We start from the raw sequence: 22886 nt of genomic DNA on the forward strand, positions 1-22886 counted from the left end.
TGATGCTGCGCGACAAGGTCGACCGGGCGGGCGAGATGGCGGTGTTCGTGGCGGTGGCGGAGGCCGGCAGCCTGTCGGGGGCGGCGCGCCGGCTCGGGCTGACGCCCTCCGCGGTCAGCCGGATCGTCGCCCGGACCGAGGCGCGGCTCGGCGCGCGGCTCCTCGTGCGGACGACCCGGACCCTCCGGCTCACCGCCGAGGGGGAGACCTACGGGCGCGCCGCGCGCCGCATCCTGGCGGATCTCGACGAGACCGAAGCCGCGCTCGCCGACCGGGGCTGCCCGCGCGGGCGGGTCCGGGTCAGCGCCGCCACCGCCCATGGCCGGCTCGTGATCGTGCCGCTGCTCGCCGCCTTCGTCGAGCGCCATCCCGGCATCACGGTGGAGATCGACCTCAGCGACGAACTCGCCGACGTGCTCGGCGGCCGGGCCGACGTGGCGATCCGGTTCGGCCCGCTCGCCGACAGCCCGCTCACCGCCCGGCGGCTCGGGGAGACCGGCCGGACGGTGGTGGCCTCGCCGGCCTACCTCGCCCGGGCCGGCACGCCGCGGCGGCCCGCCGACCTCGCCGGCCACAACTGCCTGGATTTCAGCTTCCGCCGCTCCGAGCCCGGATGGCCGTTCCGCGTCGACGGGCACGACAGCGTCCTGCCGGTGGGCGGCAACGTCGCCGCCAACAACGGCGAGACCCTGGTCCAGCTCGCCCTGCAGGGCACCGGCATCACCCGGGTGGGCAACTTCCACATCGCCGAGGATCTCGCCGCCGGCCGGCTGGTGCCGCTGCTGGAGCCGTTCAACCCGCAGGACCGCGAGGCGATCCACGCGGTGTTCGTGGGCGGCCCCGCCATGCCGGCCCGGGTGCGCGTGCTGGTGGATTTCCTGGCGGAGCGGATGCGCGGAGCCGCCTTCGGCGCTCACCCGTGAGGGAATTGCCTCGCGCCCGTCCGCGTCGGCGCGATCGTCGCCCTGTCGCGCGCCACGCAGTTCGGGCTTGGCGCCCGCTCAGCCGAACAGCGCCGGCCGCCGCGCCGCCTCGGCCCGGATGATCTCCACCAAGGCCGCGTCGTCGGCCGGGTCGGCCAGCCGCAGGCCGACGGGCTCCGAGGGCGTGTGCACGGTGAGCCAGCGCAGGGATGTCCGCAGGTCGACCGCCTCGGCGACCGCCATGCGCGGATGCCCGGTCTCCAGCTGCAGGAAGGTCAGGTGGTTGCGGCTGGCGCGCTGCCCGAGCAGGTCGTCGATCGCCTCGACCACGTCCCGGGGCGTGTGGAGATGGGTCATCATCCAGAGGCGGTTGTCGGTGCCCGGCGTGTCGAGGGCCCGGCGCAGCCGCCGCACGCCCTCGGCGAGGAAGGCGTAATCCGCCTCGCTCGTCGCCGGGTCGTGGTGGTTGAACACGCATTCGAGGCCATGCCGCTCCCGGTAGAGGCGGTGGCGCCCCCGCCAGATGCCGGGGCCGCGCCGCTCGGATTCCGGGATGCTCTCCAGCTGGCTCCGGTCGACGAGCGCGGAGAAATCGTCGGCGAGGCAGTCCCGGGCCATGCCGGGCATGGAGAAGATCCAGTCGAGGGGCCCCGACCACTGGCGCAGGTCGAGCGTCTTGAGGACGTGCGCCATCTGGCAGTTGCAGCCGAGGGAGATATGGTTGTGCCGGTCCGGCTCCCGCGCGTCGCGCCGGCCCAGCAGCCGGCCGAGCGCGCCGAACAGCCCCCCCGACGCCCCGGGCTCGCTCACAGGGTCCGGCCGATCGCCAGGAACTTCTCCGCGCGCCGGTCGCGGATCTCGACGGCCGTCAGCCCGTCGAACTGGGCGAGGGCGTCGGCGACGGCGTCGCCCGCGGCCCGAATCGCCGCTTCGCGGTCGCGATGCGCCCCGCCGGTGGCCTCCGGGATGATCCCGTCGATGACGCCGAGGCGCAGCAGGTCCTGGGCGGTGATCTTCATGGCGGTGGCGGCGTCGGCGGCGCGGCCCTGGTCGCGCCACAGGATCGAGGCGGCGCCCTCCGGCGAGATCACCCCGTAGATCGCGTGCTCCAGCATCAGGACCCGGTTGGCGGTGGCGAGCGCGATGGCGCCGCCCGAGCCGCCCTCCCCGATCACCACGGCGACGTTGGGCACGCCCAGCGCGAGGCAGGCCTCGGTGGAGCGGGCGATGGCCTCGGCCTGGCCGCGCTCCTCCGCCTCGATGCCCGGATAGGCGCCGGCGGTGTCGACGAAGGCGAGGACCGGCAGGCCGAACCGGTCGGCGGTCTCCATGAGCCGGACCGCCTTGCGGTAGCCCTCGGGGCGGGCCATCCCGAAATTGTGGCGCAGCCGCGCCTCGGTGGTGGCGCCCTTCTCCTGGCCGAGCACCAGGACCGGCCGTCCGCGGAACCGCCCGAACCCGCCGAGGATCGCCTCGTCCTCGCCGAAGTTCCGGTCGCCGGCCAGCGGGGTGAACTCGCTGATCAGCCCGTCGCAATAGTCCACGAAGTGCGGCCGCTGCGGGTGGCGCGCCACCTGGGTCTTCTGCCAGGGGGTGAGGTTCGCGTAGATCTCCGCCAGCGCCTGGCCGGCCTTGGCCTCGAGCCGGCCGACCTCCTCGGCGATGGAGACCGCGCCGTCGCGCGCGCTCACGGCGCGCAGTTCCTCGAGCTTGGCCTCCAGCTCGGCCACCGGCTTCTCGAAGTCGAGGTAGGTGCGCGTCACCGCCATCGTATCACAGATCTTCCCGGGGTCCGCCGCGCGGGGGCGGCGGGCGCGAGGTGTTGGCGATGGCGGGAGTGGTGTCAACCGGCCTGTTGCCGGACCGGGCCGCCGGCCGGCGGTCCGGGCCCTCGGCCGGCGGCCCGGACAGGCCGCGGCCGGAGGGTCAGGCTGCCTGCGACTCGACCCGGTTCCGCCCGGCCGCCTTGGCCCGGTAGAGGGCGAGGTCGGCGCGCCGGAGCATGTCGGCGGCGCAGAGATCCTCGCCGCGGCGCACGGCGACCCCGATCGAGACGGTCACGGGCACCGTCCGGGTGGCCCCCAGCACCGAGAACGGCACCGCCTCGACCCGCTCGCGGATGCGCTCGGCGATGCCCTGGGCCTCGCCGAGCCCCGCCTCCGGCAGGATCACCACCACCTCCTCGCCGCCGTAGCGCGCCACGATGTCGATGGGCCGGGTGTGCTGGCGGACCCGCTCGGCGAAGCCGCGCAGCACCTCGTCGCCGGCCTCGTGGCCGAAGCTGTCGTTGATGCCCTTGAAGTGGTCGATGTCGAGGATGAGCACGGAGAGCTGGGCCCGGCGGGCGGCCTCGTCGCCGAACAGCGTGCCGAGATGGTTGTCGAGGTAGCGCCGGTTGTGCAAGCCGGTGAGCGCGTCGATCACGGCCATCTGGAGCGAGGCCTGCATCGCCCCCCGGAGCGCCTCGGTGAAGCGCTTGCGCTTCACCTGGGTGCGGACCCGGGCCATCAGCTCGTTGCGGTCGACCGGGCGCATCAGGAAGTCGTGCACGCCGAAATCGAGGCCGCGGACGACCCGGGCGCGGTCGTGCTCCTCCGCCAGCATGATCAGCGGCATCGTCCGGGTCCGATCCAGCGACCGGAGCTGGCTGCACAGGCGCAGGCCGTCGAAGCCCGCCAGATCGAGGCTGACCAGGGCGAGATCGAAGGGCGCCTCGGCGGCGAGGTGCAGGGCCGCCTGCGGATCGGGCTCGACCGTGACGACGTGGTGCTGGCGCAGGGCCCCGGCGAGGCGCTCGGCCGATCCGGGGCGGTCCTCGATGAGCAGGATCCGGGCATCGAGGCCGGTCTCGGCGGTGGCCAGCGCCAGGGGATCGCCGATCCCGAATTCGCGCGAGGCGAGCGCGCGCTGGCGCAGCTCGTCGGTCACCGCCTTGAGGCGCACGAGGCTGCGCACCCGGCTGAACAGGGCGGTGTCGTCCACGGGCTTGGTCAGGAAGTCGTCGGCCCCGGCGTCGAGGCCGCGCAGGCGGTCCGCCGGCTGGTCGAGGGCCGTGACCATCACCACCGGGATATGGGCCGTGAGCGGGTTGTTCTTGAGGTGCCGGCAGACCTCGAACCCGTCCATGCCGGGCATCATCACGTCGAGCAGGACGAGGTCGCAGAGGCCCTTCTCGCAGATCGCGATCGCGTCCCGGCCATTCATGGCCGCGAGCGTGTCGAAATATTCCAGGCCGAGCTTCGTCTCCAGAAGCCTGACGTTCGGGAACAGATCATCGACGATCAGGACACGGGCCGACATGCTTCCTCGTAGGGGCGCGGTGGAGCGGCCCGGACCGGGCACCGTGTGCCGTGGCGCGCGCCGCCGGTCAGCCGCAGGGGCCTGGGCGGATACGACAGGACGGACGGTTGAACCGGTCACCCGACCCGGACGGATCGGGTGACCGGTTCAACGGCGCGCCTCGCCGGCGTGGTCACGGCTCAAGATAGGCCCGAACCGTTGCCAAAAACTTCGCAACCGAGATCGGCTTCGACAGGTAGGCCTCGCAGCCGCCCTCGCGGATCCGCTCCTCGTCGCCCTTCATGGCGAAGGCCGTGATGGCGATGACCGGAATGCCCTTGAGGTCGTCATCCTCCTTGAGCCATTTCGTCACCTCGAGCCCGGAGACCTCGGGGAGCTGGATGTCCATGAGGATCAGGTCGGGATGATGGGCGCGGGCCAGTTCGATCGCCTCGATGCCGTGGGCGGTCTTCAGGGTCGCGTAGCCGTTCGCCTCCAGCAGGTCGTTGAACAGCTTCATGTTCAACTCGTTGTCCTCGACGATCAGCACCGTCTTCTTCATGATCCGATGTCCCGGTGCGCGCCGATCATGATTAGTGGGCGGTGAAGCCCCTCCGTCACCTTTGTAGCGTTCACATGTTGATGAATGGCAAACCTCTTCAAGGGGATGAGTCCGCCGAACGGCTCGCCCTGGACGTTCTGTTGTGGATCGCGGGGGACGAGGACCGGCTCCTGCCCTTCCTGGCGGCGAGCGGATTGAGCCCCGACACGCTGCGCGAAAGCGCCCGGGAGCCGGCTTTCCTGGTGGGCGTCCTCGACCACGTGATGGGCGACGAGAACGTCCTCGTCGCCTGCGCGAACGGTCTCGGCGTCAAGCCGGAGCGGATCGCCGCGGCGTGGCAGCGGCTGTCGCCGCGGCCGGATGACGAATGGGCGTAAGACCTCGGGCGCGACGCGGACCGCTGCGCGCGTCCCGCCCGCGGATCCCGGGCCTGCCCGCGATCCGCGCCCGGCCTGCCCCTGGCCCAGCACCATGAGGCATGGGTCCCGGGCGCTGGTCTCTCACGCGGTGGATGGCTGGCACACGACGTGGGGATCGGCGAGCCCGCGCACAGGGGGGCCGCGACCCAACGCGCGACCCGCCCCCCGATCGGATCGGCGGGCCCGGGAGCCCGGGAGCATGGTCGGAACGGTGCGCGCCCTCTGCCCACCGGCGCTCAGGGCGTGCAGCCCTTCCCCGCGTCCTTGTCGCTCCGCCCCGCCTTGGCGTCGATGTCGAGGGCGGTCATGTCGCCCAGGATGGCGAAATCGCCGTAATCGAGCTTGAGCGCGCCGCTGACGCCGTTCTCGTACAGGTCGAAGCCGAGGGTGTAGATCGGCGTGCGCTCCCCGGCGCCCTCGGTGTAGTAGCTCAGGCGGACCGGCCAGTGCGGCATGCCGGCGAGCGAACCGTCGCGCAGCGGCTTGTCCCGGTCGGAGCCCGCGGCCGAAGCCGGGCCGGTCTCCGTGTGGCCGATCACCGCGAAGGTGTCGTAGATCTTCTTGCCGTCGTCCGAGCCGTCGTAGACCTTGACCGAGAGGGTCGACTGGCCGGCCCGCGCCGCCGCGATCAGGCGGCGCATGTGCTCGCTCGGGAACAGGACCGGCCCCTCCACGGTGAACGGCTTCGGGCCGCCCTTCAGCTTAACCGTGAGGGCGTCGCCCTGCTCGGAGGCGGTCCCGTCCACCGGGGCGGCGGCCTTGTTGTTGGTCAGCGTCGTCGTCTTGAACCGGAACTCGCGCCCCTGCCCGCCCTCGAAGGTGGTGCTGCGCATGTCCGACAGGCGCGTGCCGGTCTCGCCGGAGGACAGCTCCGTCACCTGGCGGGTCAGCATCGTGTAGCCCCGGCAGGCATCCCCCCGGAAGTCGATGACGATGCGCCCGCGGGCGCTCTCCACCGAGCGGGTGCCTCCGCCCTCGGCCAGCGACAGGTCGTAGACCGCCCGATGGTTGGCCAGGACGATCTCGGGCGACGGGGTCGCCGCCTCGGGCTTGGCCGCCGGTTCGGGCCCGGCGGGCGGGGCCGCCTGGGCGTTCCCGGCGCAGACGAGAAGGCCGGCCGTCAGCAGTCGGAAGAGGCGCAGGCGCATGGACAACCTCGATTCGGTCCGCCGCAGATAGCAGGCTCAGGGAATCGGGCAATGCTTGGGCCGGGCCGCGGGGGCGTCCCGAGGGCCCCGCCCCCGCTTTCCGGCTCCCCTACCGGTAGCCCTCAGCCTGCAGGGTGAACAGCTCGGCGTAGCGGCCGCGCCGTTCCATCAGGGCGGCGTGGCCGCCCTCCTCCAGGACCCGGCCGCCCTCCAGGACGAGGATGCGGTCGGCCATGCGCACGGTGGAGAAGCGGTGCGAGATCAGCACCGCCGTCCGCCCGGCCGACAATTCCCGGAACCGCGCGAAGACGTCGTGCTCGGCCCTCGCGTCGAGGGCCGCGGTCGGCTCGTCCAGGATCAGGATCTCGGCCTCGCGCATGTAGGCCCGGGACAGCGCGACCTTCTGCCACTCGCCCCCGGAGAGGTCGAGGCCGCCGGCGAAGCGCTTGCCCAGGGGCTGGGCGTAGCCCTCGGGCAGGCGCTCGATCACCGGCGCCGCCAGCCCCCGGGCCGCCGCGGCCGCGATGCGCTCCGCGTCCCCGGCGGCCTCGATCCGGCCGACCGCGACGTTCTCGCCCGCCGTGAGGTCGAAGCGGACGAAGTCCTGGAAGATCGCCCCGATCCGCGCCCGCAGCTCGTCGAGGTCGTACGCGGTGAGCGGCACCCCGTCGAGGAGCACCCGGCCCTCGTGCGGGTCGTAGAGCCGGGTCATCAGCTTGACGATCGTGGTCTTGCCGGCGCCGTTGCCGCCGACCAGCGCCACCGTCTCCCCGGCGCGGATCGCGAAGGAGAGGTGGCGCAGCGCCCAGGCCTGCGTGCCCGGATAGCGGTAGCCGACATCCTCGAAGACCAGCCCCTCCCGGATCGGGCGCGGCACCGGCACGGCCTGCGCGGGCGAGCGGATCTGCGGGCGGATCGCGAAGAAGGAGTAGAAGTCGTCGAGGTACTGCGCCTGGCCGGTGATCTGGGTCAGCCCGAGGAGCAGTCCCTCCAGGCCGCCGCGCAGGCGCTGGAAGGCGCCGGCCAGGAAGGCGAGATCGCCCACCGAGAAGGTGCCCGCCACCGTCCGCCAGACGATCACCGCGTAGGCGGCGTAGTAGGCGAGCGTCCCGAGGCTCGCGAAGGCGAAGCCCCAGCCGGCCCGGGCGACGGCGAGGCTGCGGTTCTCGGCGAGCAGTCGGCGCGCCGCCGTCCCGTAGAGGCCGGTCAGGTAGTCCGAGAGGCCGAAGAGCTTGATCTCCTTGGCGGTCTCGACGCTGGCGCCGAGGTAGCGCAGGTAGTCGATCCGGCGGCGCTCCGGGCTGCGGATCCAGGCGAGGCGGTAGCCGGCCTTGGTGAAATGCCACTCGTTGAGGACCGCCGGGACCAGGGCGGCGGCGATCAGCACCACGAGCCAGGGCGTGAAGGCCGCGACGCCGATCGCCAGGGTCGCGAGGGTCAGGAGCCCCTGCAACTGGCCGAACACCGTCCCGATGAGCCCGGTGCGGCCGCTGACCTGCCGGCGCGCCCGCTCCAGCCGGTCCTGCTGGGCGCTGTCCTCGAACTGCGCGAGATCGAGGGCGGCGGCGTGCGCCATCAGCCGCAGGGAGGCGGCGTTGGCGTAGAGGTCGCCGATCAGGGTCTCGGTGAGGTTCGCGAGACGGCCGGTGAGGTCCGAGACCAGGGCGAGGCCGAATTCGGCCGCCACCAGCCCGGCGAGCCGGGCCCGGCCGGGATCGGCCAGCCAGTCCGCCAGCCCCGCCCCTGGCGCCGGCCGGGCATGCTCGGCCACGATCCCGTCGAGGATCAGCTTGGCGAGATACAGCATCAGGACCGGCAGGCAGGCCGCCACGAGGCGCAGCGACAGGCTCGCCGCGAGCAGGCGCGGGCTGGCGGCGGCGATCTCCCGGAACAGGGTCGGCAGGTAGCGCAGGGCGCCCAGGCGCTCCCCGAGCCGCTCGCCCAGGCGTGCGCCGAGCCTCGTCCGCGCGCTCATCCCCTGGGGATTGCTCACCGGATTTCGGACGTGGATTGGACGACGCGCAAAGACAGCATTAACTGTAGATGCATATAGTTTTAATCCTCGTCGAGTGGTGCGTGCTCAGCGGTCCTGCAATCCTCAGAATTTCGGTCCTCCTCATCATTGCCGGCATACTCGCGGCGGTGGTGCAGGTCCTGTTGCCGGGCCCGGCGCCCGGACCGGTATCCCCGCCTGCGCCCTCGGCACCGGCGGTTCCCGAACCCTCGACGGCCCCGCCGCCCGCGCCGGCACCCGCCCCGTCCGCCCCGTCCGCGGCGGTCGAGCCCGCGCCTTCGCAGCCCGCGCCTGCGCAGCCCGGCAAGGCCCCGGCGCCCGCCGCGCCGTTACAGATGCCGTCCGACGCGATGGCGGTTCCCGCCGACCCTCCGGCCCCGCAGGCGGCGCCTCAACCGCAGGGCGAGGACGCGGCCGGTCAGGCCGAGGTCGAGCGGGCGGAGGACAGCGCCGGGCCCCGGGCCCTGGCCGTGGTCGATCTCAACACGGCCTCCGTGGCGGATCTCAACCGCCTGCGCGGCGGCGGCGCCATCGGCCGGGCGATCGTTGCCAAGCGGCCCTACACCGCGGTGGAGCAGCTGCTGTCGAAGCGGGTGCTCAGCCGGTCGGTCTACGAGAAGATCAAGGATCAGGTGACGGTGCGGTGAGGCGGCCGCGGCCGGCCCGGTGTCACGTGGTGTCGTCCGGGCTCGCCCCTGTCCCGGGCGCGTGCGACGCCAGTGGATGGCGGCCCGGGATCCCGCGCCGGACGTCGCGAAGCGTCCGCCCGAAACGCGCAGGCCCGTTCCGCCGCGCTTCGTCTGCCGGATCCCGGATCGCCGTCCACGGCGTTCCGGGCGTCCGGGAAGAGGGGTGCGTCCCGGGGGCGCCGGCCCTCAGAGCGTCGTCCCGAAGATCTCCGCCACCTGCGGGATGTCCTTGTCGCCGCGACCGCAGAGATTGATCACCATCAGGTGTTCGGCCGGGCGCTGCGGCGCCAGTTCCAGAACCTTGGACAGGGCGTGGGTCGGCTCAAGGGCCGGGATGATGCCCTCCAGCATCGAGCAGAGCTTGAACGCCTCGAGGGCTTCGGTGTCCGTCGCCGAGATGTAGGTGACGCGACCCGTCTCGTGCAGCCACGCGTGCTCGGGCCCGATGCCGGGATAGTCCAGCCCGGCCGAGATCGAGTGCGCGTCGGCGATCTGTCCGTCCGCGTCCATCAGCAGGTAGGTGCGGTTGCCGTGCAGCACGCCCGGCTTGCCGCCGGTGAGCGAGGCCGCGTGCAGGCCGGAATGAACCCCGTGGCCGGCCGCCTCGACCCCGAAGATCTCGACCTCGCGGTCGTCCAGGAACGGGTGGAACAGGCCCATGGCGTTGGAGCCGCCGCCGATGCAGGCGACCAGCGAATCCGGGAGGCGGCCCTCCTGGGCGATCATCTGCTCCCGGGTCTCACGCCCGATCACCGACTGGAAGTCGCGCACCATGGCCGGATAGGGGTGCGGCCCGGCGACGGTCCCGATGCAGTAGAACGTGTCGGCGACGTTGGTGACCCAGTCGCGCAGGGCCTCGTTCATGGCATCCTTGAGGGTCCGGGTGCCGGATTCCACCGGGATCACCTCGGCGCCGAGCATCTTCATGCGGAAGACGTTGGGCGCCTGCCGGGCGACGTCGACCGCGCCCATGTAGACGACGCACTTGAGGCCGAAGCGCGCGCAGAGCGTCGCGGTGGCGACGCCGTGCTGGCCCGCGCCGGTCTCGGCGATGATCCGCGGCTTGCCCATGCGCCGGGCCAGCAGGATCTGGCCCAGCACGTTGTTCACCTTGTGGGAGCCGGTATGGTTCAGCTCCTCACGCTTGAAATAGACCTTGGCCCCCTGCCCGGCCGGAGCCTTGGCGCGCAGGTGCTCGGTCAGCCGCTCGGCATAGTAGAGCGGGCTCGGCCGGCCGATATAGTGGGTGCCGTAGCTCGCCATGTCGGCCGCGAAGGCCGGATCGACCTTGGCGGCCTCGTAGGCGGCTTCCAGCTCCAGGATCAGCGGCATCAGCGTCTCGGCGACGAAACGGCCGCCGAAGATGCCGAAGCGGCCGCGCTCGTCGGGACCGGTGCGGAAGGAGTTGGGCTCGGGGGCGATGGTCACGGGACGGGTCCTGCGGTCGCTGGGGTCGATCTGTTGCGGGTGCGTAGACCCATGCGGGCGCGGCTGCAATGCGGCGTCCCGCCCGCGTAACCGGTTCGGGCCACGGGGCGAACACCCTGTTGGTTTCCGGCAGGAGGATAGAATGGCACATCGCGATCGAATCCGCACGCTCCTCGGGGCCGCCCTCGGGCTCGGACTCGCAGGGGCCGTCCTGCTCCCCCGGCTTCCGGCCTTCGCCGAGGAAGCGCCCCGGCGCCTGCCGGAGGCCGCGACCCGCTCCGCCGAGCCGCCGGGGCCGCGCGTCGCGGTGTTCGCCGGCGGCTGCTTCTGGGGCGTGCAGGGGGTGTTCCAGCACCTGCGCGGCGTGAGCAATGCGGTGTCGGGCTATGCCGGCGGCACCCGCGCGGAGGCCGATTACCGGACGGTGAGCGGCGGCGGGACCGGCCATGCCGAGGCGGTCTCGGTCACCTACGACCCGGCCGCGATCCGCTACGACGAGCTCCTGCGGATCTTCTTCTCGGTGGCCCTCGACCCGACCCAGGTGGATCGCCAGGGGCCCGATACCGGGCACCAGTACCGCTCGGCCCTGTTCCCGCAGGATGCCGAGCAGGCGCGGGTGGCGAAGGCCTACATCGCCCAGCTCGACGCGGCCAAGGCCTATGCGCGGCCGGTCGCCACCCGGATCGAGCCGGCGGCCGCGTTCTACCCGGCCGAGGGTTACCACCAGGACTTCATGGCCCTGCATCCCGGCCACCCGTACATCGCCGCCAACGATGCGCCGAAGCTGGAGGCGCTGCGCAGCCTGTTCCCGGAGCGGACGGCGGCGCAGCCGGTTCTGGTCAACCGCCCGCCGGCCTGAGCGGGCGGCCCGGCGCGGTCCGCTATTCCTCCGGTGGCCGCGGCCGGCCGAAATCCGGCGCCGCGGTCTCCTGGCCCTGCGCCACGATGCTGCGCCGGATCGCCCGGGTGCGGGTGAACATCGCGTGGAGCGCGTCGCCGTCGCCCCAGCGCACCGCCTTGGCGAGCGCCGACAGGTCCTCGTTGAACCGTCCGAGCATCTCCAGCACCGCCTCGCGGTTGTTGAGGAAGATGTCCCGCCACATGGTCGGGTCGGAGGCGGCGATGCGGGTGAAGTCGCGGAATCCGCTGGCCGAGAACTTGATCACCTCGGACTGCGTCGCCGATTCGAGGTCCGCGGCGGTGCCGACGATGTTGTAGGCGATCAGGTGCGGCAGGTGGCTGGTGATCGCCAGCACGTGGTCGTGGTGCTCGGCGCTCATCGTCTCGACATTGGCGCCCATCCCCGCCCACAGGGCGCGGACGGTCTCGACCGCCGCCGGATCGGTGCCCTCGGGCGGGGTCAGGATGCACCAGCGGCCCTGGAACAGGGTCGCGAAGCCCGCATCCGGCCCCGAGAACTCGGTTCCGGCGATCGGGTGGCCGGGGACCAGGGCGACGCCCTCGGGCAGGTGCGGCCGGATCGCCGCCACCACGGCGCCCTTCACCGAGCCGACATCCGACACGATCGCGCCGGCTTTCAGATGCGGCATCATCTCGGCCGCCGCGGCGCCGATGGCGCCCACCGGCACGCACAGGATCACGAGGTCGGTGTCGGCCGCGCCCTCCGCCGGGTCGCCCGTGACCGCGTCGGCGATGCCGAGTTCGCGCACCCGGTCGCGCACGGCTTCGTCCCGGTCGACGGCCACGATGGTGCGGGCGAGCCCGTAGCGGCGCGCCGCTCGGGCGATCGAGGATCCGATCAGCCCGAGGCCGACGATGGCGAGACGGTCGACGGCGGGCCTCTCGGCCTTGAGCGCCTCAGGCATGGGTGCTCCCCTGGGCGCCACGCACGAAGTCGCCGAGCGCCGCCAGGAAGGCCGTGTTCGCCTCGGCGCCGGCCACCGTCACCCGCAGGGCGTTGGGCAGGCCGTAGGCGGTGACCCGGCGGGTGATGAGGCCGCGCTCGGTCAGGAACGCGTCGGCATCCGCCGCCGAGCGGCCGGGCGCGTCGGGGAAGTGGATCAGCAGGAAGTTCGCGACGCTCGGCGTGACCGTGAGGCCGAGCGCCCGGGCGCCCTCGGTGAGCTTCGGCAGCCACTCGGCGTTGTGGGCCGCGGCGGCGGCCATGTGCGCCTCGTCTGCGATGGCGGCCGAGCCCGCGGCGATCGCCGGCCCCGAGACGTTGAACGGCCCCCGGATCCGGTTGACCGCGTCCGCCACGTGCGACGGCGCGACCATCCAGCCGATCCGCACGGCGGCCAGCCCGTGGATCTTCGAGAAGGTGCGGGTCATCACCACGTTCTCGGCTTCGAGCGCGAGTTCGAGCCCGGCCGAGTAGTCGTTCGCCCGGACGTATTCGGCATAGGCGCCGTCGATCACCAGCAGCACGTGCGGCGGCAGGCCGGCGTGGAGGCGGCGGATCTCGTCGAAGGGCAGGTAGGTGCCGGTCGGGTTGTTGGGGTTCGTGACGTAGACGATCCGCGTCCGGTCCGTGACCCGAGCCAGGATCGCGTCGACGTCCACGGTGAGGTCGCGCTCGGGCGCCACCACCGGCTCGCCCCCCGAGGCCAGGATGGCGATCCGGTACACGAGGAAGCCGTGCTCCGAGTAGATGCCCTCGGTGCCCGGCCCGGCATACGCGTAGGCCAGCAGCGAGAGCAGCTCGTCCGATCCCGCCCCGCAGACGATCCGCTCAGGATCGAGCCCGTAGCGCCTGGCGATGGCGGTGCGCAGCGCCGTGGCGCGCCCGTCCGGGTAGGTCTCGAGCTTGGCGGTCGCCGCGTGGAGGGCGGCGAGCGCCGCGGGGCTCGCGCCGAGGGGCGTCTCGTTGGAGGAGAGCTTGTAGACCGTGCCGCCGCCGGGCCGCCCGCTCTTGCCGGGCACGTAGGTGTCGATCGCCAGGACGCCGGGGCGCGGTTCCGGACGGGCGGGGCGGAGGGCGGACATTGCGGTGCGACTCGGGATGCGCGGGGTTCGGTCGGTTCCGCGTCCGTCTACAGCATTTCCTTTGCCGGTGAACCCGGGCCCGCTTCAGGGGCGCCGGTCCCGGTGAGCGCGTCCGGATATCCTGAGGCGCAATCACGCAGCCCGGGGCGCCACGCCGGTCGCGCGCCGCCTCGATCCGATCCCGGCGGGACTCGTGGTCCGGGTTCGAGGCTGCACGCCGCGGCGAGGGAAGGCGCGTGGCGTGGCCATTGGTCATGGGATGCGCCGGTCCCGCCGCGTCCGGCAGACCGAGTTCCGCAGGCCGGGGCCACCCGATCCGAGCCCTGTCCCGACCCGGGCGCTCCCGACCGCGCCGACGATTCGAGACGGACCCGATCCGGGATGGATCGGACGGCGCTGCGGCGTCTTGTACGCCCGCACGAAGTCATGGCTCAATGCCGGCGCTCCGCCGGCAGGCGCCCCATGCGAAGGACCCCATTCATGCCCCTCGAACGATACCTGGACGGCGGCGCCCACATCCTCCCCGCCGACGACACGCTGATCCGCTTCGGCATGACCAACGGCCAGCGGGTGATCGCGGTCGAGGTCCCGATCCCCGTGCTGCGTCAGCAATTCGGCGGCGGGGCCGACCTCGCGCCCCTGGAGCTGTTCGCCCGCAACCAGGCGGTGATCGAGGCCGCGGCGAGCCAGGCCTACGACCGGACCGAGACCCCGAACGATCTCCTGGATCTGGGGCCCGAGGATTTCGACACCCGGCCCGCCTCGGCCAAGCTCTGAACGGCAAGCTCTGACGGGCTCGATCCATCCGGGCGCGCCGCGGCAAATCGGCGACGCGCAAATGCCGCGGGGCACTCGCCACGTTTCGGCCTGTTGAACCCGGAGAACGGGGGCGCGTCGGGCGTGCCGCGCCCTGCATGCGCCTGGATGGATCGACGATGCCCGGTGACCTGATCCCCTGCAGCCTGTTCCTGATCGGGATCCTCGTTTCGCTCGCCGCGGATTGTCGCCTGCGCCGTGTCGAGCCGGCGCCCTGGGCCAACGGCTGCATCACGGCCGCCGGGGCCGCCCTGGTCTTCGCGGCCTGCGCGGCTGCGATGCGCTGAGGAACCGCCAGCCCCAGGACGCACTTTCCCACCGGCAATCAGGCGCCGCGCCAGGACGTGCGGCCGGCTGGGCGAGGGATTCATGGTTTCGATGCAGGCCCTGATCGGCTGCGGTCTCGTTCTCACCGGGATATTGATCGAAAGTGCTGCGAGCCGTCACTGGCGGGCGGGCGTCGGCGCGGATCGGCTGGATGCCCGCGCCGCCCTCGCCCTCGGCCTTCCGGCCCTGGGGCTGGCCGTGATGGCCGCGCCGCTCGCGTGAGCGGCATCCGCTGCGGCGGCACGGCCCCGTTCCCGGGATCCTGCGTGTCCGGGCGCACCGTCGCGGCCGCCTGCCCGCCGTAGACCTGCGCCATCGCGACGACAGCGCGCGATGGAGGTGTCGAGATGAGCGTCGTTCTCAACTTCGTCCTGGACGGTGCGGCCGGCTTGGTCGAACCCGCATGGCTGCGCGCGCAACGCGCCGTGACCGGCGCCTCGGCGACCGAGATCCGGACGCGCGCGTCCGATTGGACATCCGGCGTCCCCGACGGGCAAGACCCCGCCTGAGTAACCCGGCGGCGGCCGCCGGCCTGCGCGCGTTGACGCTCGGGCCCCCGCGCATTACCTCCGCAGGGCTGGCCGCGTCGGGCGAGTGCGGCGCGTCTGGCGGCACGATGCTCTCCCGGTTCGGATCCGAACGGATACACGGTCGTCGCGACCCGCCATGGACACCCAACCGGACACGGCCCTGAGGCCGGACCCGATCGACGAGCCGGCACGGCGCGCGTCCGAGCGCTCGCAGGCGCTCGACCCGAAGAGCCCGGTGGCGCGGTTTTCAGCGGACACGCCGCTGCTCACCGATGCGGGCATCGAACTCGCCCCGTTCCAGATCGCCTACCAGACCGCCGGCACGCTCAACGCCGCGCGCTCGAACGCGGTCCTCATCTGCCACGCGCTCACCGGCGACCAGTATTTCGCCCACACCCACCCGGTGACCGGCAAGCCCGGCTGGTGGGAGACCCTGGTCGGCCCCGGCAAGCCGATCGACACGGACCGCTACTTCGTCGTCTGCTCGAACGTCATCGGCTCCTGCATGGGCTCCACCGGGCCGGCCTCGATCGACCCGGCGACGGGGCGGCCCTACGGGCTGAACTTCCCGCTGGTCACGATCCGCGACATGGTCCGCGCCCAACTGATGCTGCTGGAGCACCTGGGCATCCACGACCTCTTCCTGTGCATCGGCGGCTCGATGGGGGGGATGCAGGTGCTGCAATGGGCGGCCCTCTATCCCGAGCGCGTCTTCGCCGCGATGCCGATCGCCACGGGCCCCCGCCATTCGGCGCAGAACATCGCCTTCCACGAGGTCGGCCGGCAGGCGATCATGGCCGATCCGGCCTGGGCGGACGGGCGCTACCTCGAGGCGGGCACGCGGCCCGCCAAGGGCTTGGGCGTCGCCCGGATGGGCGCGCACATCACCTATCTCTCCGAGCCGGCGTTGCATCGCAAGTTCGGCCGCCGGTTCCAGGGCGGATCGGCGCCGACCTTCTCGTTCAACGCCGACTTCCAGATCGAGAGCTATCTGCGCCACCAGGGCCTGAGCTTCGTCGAGCGGTTCGATGCCAACGCCTACCTCTACCTGACCCGGGCGATGGACTATTTCGACCTCGCCGAGGACCATGGCGGCGTGCTCGCCAACGCCTTCCGGGGGACGAAGACGCGCTTCTGCGTGATCTCCTTCACGTCGGACTGGCTGTTCCCGACCCGCGATTCCCGGGCGATCGTCCATGCGCTGAACGCCGCCGCGGCGCCGGTCGCCTTCGTGGAGGTCGAGAGCGACAAGGGCCACGACGCCTTCCTGCTCGACGAGCCGGCGATGTTCTCGGCCGCCCGCGGCTTCATCGACGCCGCCGCCCGGGCGCGCGGCCTGTGAGCGGCGGGTCCGGCAAGATGATGTTCGGCAAGCTGCCCCTGGGCAAGCACGCTCTGGGCAAGCACGCCCTGGGCAAGCATTCCATGGGCAAGCATTCCATGGGCAAGCATTCCCTCGGACAGGCCCCGCACGGCGCACCCTGGGAGAGCGCGGACGCCCTCCCCCATGCCGGCGAGGGCAACGGCGCCCGGGTCGACCATATCGTCGTGCTCGGCCTCGTGCCGGCGGGCGCCCGGGTCCTCGACATCGGCTGCGGCGACGGCTCGCTGCTGGCGCTGCTGCGCGACCGCCGGGGCATCGACGGGCGCGGGATCGAATTGTCCCGCGAGGGCGTGAATGCGTGCCTCGCCCGGGGCCTGTCGGTGATCCAGGGCGACGCCGACACCGACCTCGCCAACTACCCGGACGGCGCCTTCGACGTGGTGGTCCTGTCCCAGACCATCCAGGCGACCCGCAACCCCCGGGTGGTGCTGGAGCACCTGCTGCGCATCGGCCGGCAGGTGATCATCTCGTTCCCGAATTTCGGGCACTGGCGCGTGCGGTCCGAACTCGCCTTCCGCGGGCGCATGCCGGTCACCGAGATCATGCCGGACGCGTGGTGGGAGACCCCCAACATCCACCATTGCACGATCCGCGACTTCGTCGGCCTGTGCCGCCTGATCGGCGCGCGGATCGAGCACGCGACGGCGCTCGACGCCCGCGGCAGGCCGATGCGGTTCTCCATGCCCTGGTGGGTCTGGAACCTGTTCGGCGCGCAGGGCGTGTTCCTGCTCCGCCGCGAGGACGCCGGAAGCTAGCGCGCGAACGCGGCGCCGCCTCGGCGCCGCGCCCTGCAGGGGCCCTGGATCGCCGTCCGCCGCGCTCCGAGGCGCCGGGATCGGGCCTCGCGTCCCCAGCCCCCTGTCCCGCACGGAGGCTGCGCCGCGCCTCCCTCCGCGCCTCCCTCGGAGGGGCCGGCATGCGCGCCCTGCCCGACGCGCTTTGCCCGACGCGCGTTGCCCGATCCGAAATAGAGCAGAAACGGAGCTTGGCTATTTCTGGTCGCGTTCCCGTGATCGGACCGTGATTACGGATTCGTTTGGCGTTTTCCCGAGACGTGCGCGTCCACGAGGGGTCGTGGACTGTGTCCGGCTGTGCGGAAGACTTGCCGCAATCACGAAATCCAGCAGGGTCGACAGGACACGTGCGCCGCGCGATCGTTCACATCGGGATGCCGCGAACCGGCTCCACCGCGTTTCAGGAGGTGCTGGCCCGCCTGCGCCCCCGCCTCGCCTCGGTCGGGATCTGTTACCCGAACCTCGCCCCGCCGGGCGCCCCCGGCAGCGACGACGTCAATCACTACCGGCTCGGCCAAGCGCTGGACCGCCGCCGCGGCGCCGCGGAGCGCCGCGAGGCCCTCGCGCGGCTCGACGCGATCCTCGCCACCACGCCGGCCGACACGGTCGTGCTCTCGTACGAGGATTTTTCCGTCCAGCGCCCGCTCTGGCGCGTGCCCGAGATCCTGTCCGACCTCTTCGCGCGCCGCGGCTTCGCCCTGGAGGCGGCGCTCGTGGTCAAGCCGCAGGGTGAGCAGCTGGCCTCGGCCTATGCCCTGCGGGCTCAGGTCGTCGCCGAGGGCCGCACGTTCCGCGGCTTCCTGCGCTCCGAGGGCGCGTCCGGGCGCTACGACTACGCGGCCCGGCTCGAGCCCTGGCTGCGTGCCGCCGCAGGGCGCGTCACCGCCCTGCCGTACCGCGACCGCCGGTCCGACGCCCCGCTGCTGGCGCGGCTGGTCGACGGGCTCGGCCTGGGCGCGCGCCTCGCGCCGCTCCTCGGTCCCGCCGACCTGGAATACCGCACGAACCGGAGTTCCGGACCCGTCGCGGTCGAGGCGTCGCGCCGCCTGTACCGGCTCGGGGTCCACCGTCAGGTGACCGGGCATCCCCGCCTGCTCGGCCATGTCCTCGACGAGTGGGCCTGGGCGCGGGGGCTCGATGCCGAGCGGTTCCGCGGCGATGCGCCGGACGGTCTGGCCCGCGTCGCGGCGCGCTACGCGGCCGCAAACGCGCGCTTCGCCGCCGCCTGCTGGGGGCAGTCCTGGGACGCGGTCATCGATCCCGCCCCCGCGGCACCGCCGAACGAACTCGCCGCCGGGCCGATCGCGCCGGAGACGGAGGCGGCGGTCGATGCGCTGGTGCGGGCGGCGACGGCGCAGGCCGCCTTCCGGTCCCCGCCCGCATGGTGGTGGCGGACGGCCCACATCCTGGAGGAATGCCAGGCGCGGCTCGGCGAGGCCGTCGGCTGCCCGGTCTGGCGCGTGCCCTAACGGCCCGCGCCGGCCCCCCGATCCCGTGTCGATGTCCAAAGACCGGCAGCCGCCTCCGCGCACGCTGCCCCAGGCGGTGGATATGTGCGTCTTGCAGAAGATCCCGACCGGCCTCCCTCCGGGCCCCGTGACCTGGCACCCCCTCCAGGCCCGGGAGGCGCGCTGGGCGCGCCTCGGCCAGGTCCCGGTGATCGCGTGGCTCACCGGCCTGTCGGGGGCCGGGAAGTCGACCCTCGCGGTCGAGGCCGACCGGATCCTCGTGGCGGGCGGCCGGCACAGCGCCGTCCTCGACGGCGACAACCTCCGCCACGGGCTGAACGCCGACCTCGCCTTCTCGCCGGAGGACCGCGCCGAGAACGTCCGGCGCACCGCCGAGGTGGCGCGGCTGATGGCCGAATCGGGCGCGGTGGTGATCGTCTCGCTGATCTCGCCCTACCGGGCCGACCGGGCGCTGGCCCGCCGGATCGCCGGCGACATCCCGTTCCTGGAGGTGTTCGTCGATACGCCGCTGGGCCTGTGCGAGGCCCGGGATCCGAAGGGCCTGTACCGGCTGGCCCGCGCCGGCCGCATCCCGGGCTTCACCGGCATCTCGGCGCCCTACGAGGCGCCGGAGCAGCCGGACCTGACGATCACCACGGAGGGCCGCAGCACGGACGCCTGCGCCCGCGCCTTGAGCGCGCGGCTGATGCGGCTGAGCCGGGCCGCCGAGGCGGCGAAGCCGCGGGGGTGAGCGGCGCGACCGGGATCATCCGACGCCGCTCGCGGCCTGTCGAGCGGCGGACGGGCCGACGATCCGAAACCGGGCGCGGGGCCCCTCTCCCGTGCGGGAGAGGGACAGGGTGAGGGTCGGGAGCTGTCCGGACGAGGCGCACCGTGCCTGCGCGTCGACAGCGCGCGCCGTCCTGAAGCGTCCGGTCCCTCACCCCAACCCTCGCCCGAACGGGAGAGGGGGCAGGCCGCGCCCGCCAGCGGCTCCGGGTGTCCCTACGCGCCCGGCCAGCTCAGCCCCGCCCGCAGGCCCCCCATCTCCGACCGCCCGAACTCGAGCTGGGCGCCCGCGGCCTCGGCGACGTCGCGGGCGATGGCGATGCCGAAGCCGGTGCCCGGCCGGCTCTCGTCCCAGCGCTGGCCGCGGCCGATGCCGGCGATCGCCGCCGGGCTCATGCCGGGGCCGTCATCCGCGACGGCGAGGCTCGGGCGGCCGGCGATCGTCCCGGTGACGCGGACCCGCCGGTGCGCCCATTTGCGGGCATTGTCGAGGAGGTTGCCCAGCACCTCCATCAGCTCGCCCTCGTCGCCGGGATAGGCGAGGGTTTCCGGCACCGCCACCGCCCAGTCGAGGGACTCCCCCTCCGGCAGCCGGCGCAGGGTCGCGACCAGGCGCTCCGCCACCGGGGCGACCCGGCAGCTTCTCCGGCGCAGGTCGCCCGCGGCGGCGATCCGCGCCCGGGTCAGCGCCCGCTCCACCTGCCCGCCCATGGCCCGCGCCTGCTCGGCGATCTCGGCCGCCAGCGCCGGGTCGGCCGGCCCGGTCCGGCGCGCCAGGGCGTCCAGCACCGCCAGCGGGGTCTTGAGGCCGTGGGCCATGTCGGCGGCGGCGTCGCGGGCGCGGATCAGGGCCCGCTCCTGCGCGTCGAGCAGCCGGTTGAGGTCGGTGACCAGCGGCCGGACCTCGTCGGGGAACTGCTCCGGCAGCCGCGCCCGCCGCCCGGAATGGACCGCCAGGAGCTCCGCCTGCAGCACCCGGAACGGGCCGAGCGCCCGGCGCACGAACAGGCCCATCGCCAGCGTCAGGACGACGAACAGGGCGACGAGGGCCGGGACGAGCAGGCGCAGGAAGGTGGTCCGGCTCGCCGCGAGGCTGCGCCGGTCCTCCGCCACCGCGACCCGCAGCGCGGTCTCGGAGCCCTGCGCGCCGATCTGGACCGGCCGCACCACCGCGATGAGCCTTCCGCCGTCGGGCCCGGTCGTGTCGAGGGTGGCGGGGGTCTGCGCACCTGCTCCGGCCCGGCCGAGGTCGAGGCTCTTGTCCCAGAGGGAGCGCGAGCGCAGCAGGTGCGATCCCGCCTCCACCTGCCAGTAAAGGCCGCCATAGGGCGTGGCGAAGCGCGGGTCCGGCAGGTCCCGGGACAGCGTCGGCGCCCCGTCCGGCGCGAGGCCGACCCGCCCGGCGATGAGCTTGGCGGTCCGGTCCAGCTCCGCGACGGTGCGGGCGTCGAGCACCCGGTCGAGGATCACCGTGAGGCCGATCCCGGCGAGCACCAGCGCCAGGGCGATCAGGGCGGCCGCCGCGAGGCCGAGCCGGAGGCGGAGGGAGTCGCGCCTCACGATCCACCCGGTCCGGGGACCAGATAGCCGTGGCCCCGCCGGGTCTCGATCACCCCCGGCCCGAGCTTGCGGCGCAGGCGCGTCAGGAGCGCCTCCAGGGCGTTCGCCTCGCGCTCGGTCCCGACCCCGTGGAGGTGGTCGAGCAGCTCCCCCGCCGGCACGACCTGTCCCTGGCGGTGCAGCAGGAAGGCGAGGAGCCGGTATTCCAGGGCGGTCAGCTCCGTGGGCCGTCCGTCGACGCTGACCGCGCGGGTGCGGGTGTCGAGCTCCACCGCGCCGACGCGCAGCACCGGCGAGGCGTGGCCGGCGGTGCGCCGCAGGATCGCCCGGAGCCGCGCCACCAGCTCCTCCATCCGGAACGGCTTGACGAGGTAGTCGTCGGCGCCGGCGTCGATGCCCTCGACGCGCTCGCGCCAGCCGTCCCGGGCGGTGAGGATCAGGACCGGCAGGGCGACGTCGGCGGCGCGCAGGCGGCGCAGCACCCCGAGCCCGTCGAGCCGCGGCAGGCCGAGATCCAGCACCATCGCGTCGTAGGGCTCGGTCTCGGCGCGGAACCACGCCGCCTCGCCGTCCGCCACCACGTCGGCGACGTAGCCGGCCATCTCCAGCCCCTGCCGGATGTCGGCGGCGATGCGCGGCTCGTCCTCGACGATCAGGACGCGCACGGCCCGGCCTCCTCAATCATCGTCGTCCTCGTCCAGGATCTTCAGCGTGCCGGCATCGACCTTCACGGTCCGGCGCTTCCCGTCGGCCCCGAGGATGCGCAGCTTGTACAGCCAGTGCCCCTCGTCGTGCTTGAGATCGACCGACACGACATCCCCCGGAACCGCCGCCCGGGCCGCCTCCAGCACCGCGTCGAGGGGGCGGATCTCGCCCCGCTCCAGGGCCCGGCGGGCGCGGTCGGCATCCTCGGAGGCGTGCAGGGGCCCGCCCGCGAGGGCGGCCAGCAGGCCGAGGGCCAGGACGCGGCCGACGAGGCGGTGGAGGCGGCGGGGCGGGAACGGGCTCATGCGGGCAGCAGGCTTAAGCCGTGCCGCCTGACGGGACGCTGACAGGCGGTGTCAGGGTCGCGGGGCGGCGCTTCGGCACAAGGGCGGCCATAGCCCTTCCGGAGACCTGAGACCATGTCGCTCTTCGTCGGTATCCTCCTCGCCTGCGCGGCCGGCCTCGCCGGCACCCTCCTCTGCCCGGACGACAAGGCCGGCCGCTCGCGCCTGCCGCTCCTCGCCGCGCTGCTGGCGGGCGGCCTGTCCTGGCACGCCCCCGCCCGGGCCGGCGAGATCCTGCGCGGCCCCGCCCAGGTGATCGACGGCGGCACGCTGCGCGTCGGCACCCGCGCAGTCAGCCTGTTCGGGATCGCCGCGCCGGAGGCCGACGCGACCTGCGCGGACGCCCAGGACCGGCCCTACCCGTGCGGCCGGGACGCCGCCCGGGCGCTGGCCGAGCGGATCGGCGGGGCGGCCGTCGCCTGCGAGCCGCGGGGCCATGGGACCGGGGACGCGGCGACGGCGCTCTGCCGGGTCGGCGAGGCGGATCTCGGGGCCTGGATGGTGGCGCAGGGCCTCGCCCTGCCCGATCGGGACGTGGCGCCGGATTACGCGGCGGCGGCGGACCGCGCCTGGGGGCGGCGCCTCGGCCTGTGGTCGGGGGTGTTCCAAGATCCCGCCGAGCGGCGGGGCCGGCGCGCCGCCGCGTCTCTCGGCGCCGCCGGGTGACGACCGGCCGACGACCGGCCCTCCCCCGGGAACGCGCCCGGCTGCGCCCGGTTGGACCCTTAGGCCCGTCCGGGGCGCACCTGGAATGGCGCACCTGAAATAGCGCACGTGAAAT

At 73.4% G+C, this 22886-nt stretch carries 25 protein-coding genes; 13 read left to right on the top strand and 12 right to left on the bottom strand.

The features are described 5' to 3' along the window. Positions 1 to 2: 2 nt before the first annotated feature. Positions 3 to 923 (top strand): LysR family transcriptional regulator, encoded by a 921-nt coding sequence (locus BM396_RS01390; protein WP_043383160.1) that lies wholly within the window; start codon positions 3 to 5, stop codon positions 921 to 923. Between the two features lie 78 nt (positions 924 to 1001). On the opposite strand, the gene BM396_RS01395 is transcribed toward BM396_RS01390, so the two are convergent. The 4 genes from BM396_RS01395 to BM396_RS01410 form a co-directional block, all read right to left on the bottom strand. Next, positions 1002 to 1733 carry a DUF1796 family putative cysteine peptidase gene (locus BM396_RS01395; protein ID WP_043383061.1) on the bottom strand — a complete coding sequence of 244 codons (732 nt, stop codon included), beginning with the start codon at positions 1731 to 1733 and terminating at the stop codon, positions 1002 to 1004. Continuing rightward, positions 1730 to 2692 (bottom strand): acetyl-CoA carboxylase carboxyltransferase subunit alpha, encoded by a 963-nt coding sequence (locus BM396_RS01400; protein ID WP_043383058.1) that lies wholly within the window; start codon positions 2690 to 2692, stop codon positions 1730 to 1732. Before BM396_RS01400 ends, BM396_RS01395 begins: the two co-directional genes overlap by 4 nt. 157 nt (positions 2693 to 2849) lie before the next feature. Further along, on the bottom strand, positions 2850 to 4223 hold the full coding sequence (locus BM396_RS01405; RefSeq protein WP_043383055.1) for a PleD family two-component system response regulator: 1374 nt from the start codon (positions 4221 to 4223) through the stop codon (positions 2850 to 2852). A gap of 172 nt (positions 4224 to 4395) precedes the next feature. Next, complete coding sequence (locus BM396_RS01410) at positions 4396 to 4764, bottom strand: response regulator (RefSeq protein WP_043353956.1); 369 nt, start codon at positions 4762 to 4764, stop codon at positions 4396 to 4398. Between the two features lie 80 nt (positions 4765 to 4844). Between BM396_RS01410 and BM396_RS01415 the strand changes: the two genes are divergently transcribed. After that, positions 4845 to 5141, top strand: a complete 297-nt coding sequence (locus BM396_RS01415; RefSeq protein ID WP_043353976.1) for a DUF3572 domain-containing protein — start codon at positions 4845 to 4847, stop codon at positions 5139 to 5141. A gap of 278 nt (positions 5142 to 5419) precedes the next feature. On the opposite strand, the gene BM396_RS01420 is transcribed toward BM396_RS01415, so the two are convergent. After that, complete coding sequence (locus BM396_RS01420; protein WP_043353960.1) at positions 5420 to 6331, bottom strand: cell envelope integrity EipB family protein; 912 nt, start codon at positions 6329 to 6331, stop codon at positions 5420 to 5422. 109 nt (positions 6332 to 6440) lie between these two features. Then, positions 6441 to 8306 carry an ABC transporter ATP-binding protein gene (locus BM396_RS01425; RefSeq protein WP_043383052.1) on the bottom strand — a complete coding sequence of 622 codons (1866 nt, stop codon included), beginning with the start codon at positions 8304 to 8306 and terminating at the stop codon, positions 6441 to 6443. 389 nt (positions 8307 to 8695) lie between these two features. Between BM396_RS01425 and BM396_RS01430 the strand changes: the two genes are divergently transcribed. After that, entirely contained in the window at positions 8696 to 8992 is a 297-nt protein-coding gene (locus tag BM396_RS01430) for a helix-hairpin-helix domain-containing protein (RefSeq protein WP_244538785.1), read from the top strand. A gap of 228 nt (positions 8993 to 9220) precedes the next feature. On the opposite strand, the gene trpB is transcribed toward BM396_RS01430, so the two are convergent. Continuing rightward, entirely contained in the window at positions 9221 to 10462 is a 1242-nt protein-coding gene (gene trpB, locus BM396_RS01435; protein ID WP_043383049.1) for a tryptophan synthase subunit beta, read from the bottom strand. A gap of 142 nt (positions 10463 to 10604) precedes the next feature. On the opposite strand from trpB, the gene msrA reads away from it, so the two are divergent. Next, positions 10605 to 11321, top strand: a complete 717-nt coding sequence (msrA, locus tag BM396_RS01440) for a peptide-methionine (S)-S-oxide reductase MsrA (protein WP_043353969.1) — start codon at positions 10605 to 10607, stop codon at positions 11319 to 11321. 22 nt (positions 11322 to 11343) lie between these two features. Here msrA and BM396_RS01445 read toward each other — a convergent pair whose 3' ends face one another. Next, positions 11344 to 12288, bottom strand: a complete 945-nt coding sequence (locus tag BM396_RS01445; RefSeq protein ID WP_043353972.1) for a prephenate/arogenate dehydrogenase family protein — start codon at positions 12286 to 12288, stop codon at positions 11344 to 11346. Beyond that, positions 12281 to 13408: a pyridoxal phosphate-dependent aminotransferase gene (locus BM396_RS01450; protein WP_043383046.1), complete on the bottom strand. Its 1128-nt coding sequence runs from the start codon at positions 13406 to 13408 to the stop codon at positions 12281 to 12283. Before BM396_RS01450 ends, BM396_RS01445 begins: the two co-directional genes overlap by 8 nt. Positions 13409 to 13888: 480 nt before the next feature. On the opposite strand from BM396_RS01450, the gene BM396_RS01455 reads away from it, so the two are divergent. The 8 genes from BM396_RS01455 (at position 13889) to cysC (ending at position 19458) form a co-directional block, all read left to right on the top strand. Then, the gene (locus BM396_RS01455; RefSeq protein ID WP_043355896.1) at positions 13889 to 14185 is read left to right on the top strand and encodes a hypothetical protein; all 297 of its coding nucleotides are present in this window, start codon (positions 13889 to 13891) and stop codon (positions 14183 to 14185) included. A gap of 158 nt (positions 14186 to 14343) precedes the next feature. Beyond that, positions 14344 to 14511 (top strand): hypothetical protein, encoded by a 168-nt coding sequence (locus BM396_RS32560; protein WP_164706390.1) that lies wholly within the window; start codon positions 14344 to 14346, stop codon positions 14509 to 14511. A gap of 82 nt (positions 14512 to 14593) precedes the next feature. Continuing rightward, positions 14594 to 14773, top strand: coding sequence for a hypothetical protein (locus BM396_RS01465; RefSeq protein ID WP_043355901.1), 180 nt, complete (start codon positions 14594 to 14596; stop codon positions 14771 to 14773). 125 nt (positions 14774 to 14898) lie between these two features. Then, the gene (locus BM396_RS32565; RefSeq protein ID WP_158713284.1) at positions 14899 to 15060 is read left to right on the top strand and encodes a hypothetical protein; all 162 of its coding nucleotides are present in this window, start codon (positions 14899 to 14901) and stop codon (positions 15058 to 15060) included. 157 nt (positions 15061 to 15217) lie between these two features. Then, positions 15218 to 16423 (top strand): homoserine O-acetyltransferase MetX, encoded by a 1206-nt coding sequence (locus BM396_RS01470; protein WP_043355903.1) that lies wholly within the window; start codon positions 15218 to 15220, stop codon positions 16421 to 16423. 98 nt (positions 16424 to 16521) lie between these two features. Further along, on the top strand, positions 16522 to 17220 hold the full coding sequence (gene metW / locus BM396_RS01475) for a methionine biosynthesis protein MetW (RefSeq protein WP_043355923.1): 699 nt from the start codon (positions 16522 to 16524) through the stop codon (positions 17218 to 17220). A 386-nt stretch (positions 17221 to 17606) separates the two neighbouring features. Continuing rightward, a complete protein-coding gene (locus tag BM396_RS01480) occupies positions 17607 to 18728 on the top strand; it encodes a hypothetical protein (RefSeq protein WP_043383043.1) in 1122 nt (373 codons plus the stop codon). A gap of 82 nt (positions 18729 to 18810) precedes the next feature. Continuing rightward, a complete protein-coding gene (cysC, locus tag BM396_RS01485) occupies positions 18811 to 19458 on the top strand; it encodes an adenylyl-sulfate kinase (protein ID WP_043383157.1) in 648 nt (215 codons plus the stop codon). A gap of 254 nt (positions 19459 to 19712) precedes the next feature. On the opposite strand, the gene BM396_RS01490 is transcribed toward cysC, so the two are convergent. Genes BM396_RS01490 through BM396_RS01500 form a run of 3 tightly spaced genes read right to left on the bottom strand, consistent with a single transcriptional unit; the run spans position 19713 to position 22066 of the window. Continuing rightward, the gene (locus BM396_RS01490; protein WP_043383040.1) at positions 19713 to 21056 is read right to left on the bottom strand and encodes a sensor histidine kinase; all 1344 of its coding nucleotides are present in this window, start codon (positions 21054 to 21056) and stop codon (positions 19713 to 19715) included. Further along, positions 21053 to 21721 (bottom strand): response regulator transcription factor, encoded by a 669-nt coding sequence (locus BM396_RS01495; protein WP_043355909.1) that lies wholly within the window; start codon positions 21719 to 21721, stop codon positions 21053 to 21055. Before BM396_RS01495 ends, BM396_RS01490 begins: the two co-directional genes overlap by 4 nt. A 12-nt stretch (positions 21722 to 21733) precedes the next feature. Next, positions 21734 to 22066 carry a PepSY domain-containing protein gene (locus BM396_RS01500; protein ID WP_043355911.1) on the bottom strand — a complete coding sequence of 111 codons (333 nt, stop codon included), beginning with the start codon at positions 22064 to 22066 and terminating at the stop codon, positions 21734 to 21736. A 114-nt stretch (positions 22067 to 22180) separates the two neighbouring features. On the opposite strand from BM396_RS01500, the gene BM396_RS01505 reads away from it, so the two are divergent. Continuing rightward, on the top strand, positions 22181 to 22771 hold the full coding sequence (locus tag BM396_RS01505; RefSeq protein WP_043383037.1) for a thermonuclease family protein: 591 nt from the start codon (positions 22181 to 22183) through the stop codon (positions 22769 to 22771). Positions 22772 to 22886 lie beyond the last annotated feature (115 nt).

Source organism: Methylobacterium sp. UNCCL125 (assembly GCF_900116795.1).
Taxonomy (GTDB): Bacteria; Pseudomonadota; Alphaproteobacteria; order Rhizobiales; family Beijerinckiaceae; genus Methylobacterium; species Methylobacterium fujisawaense.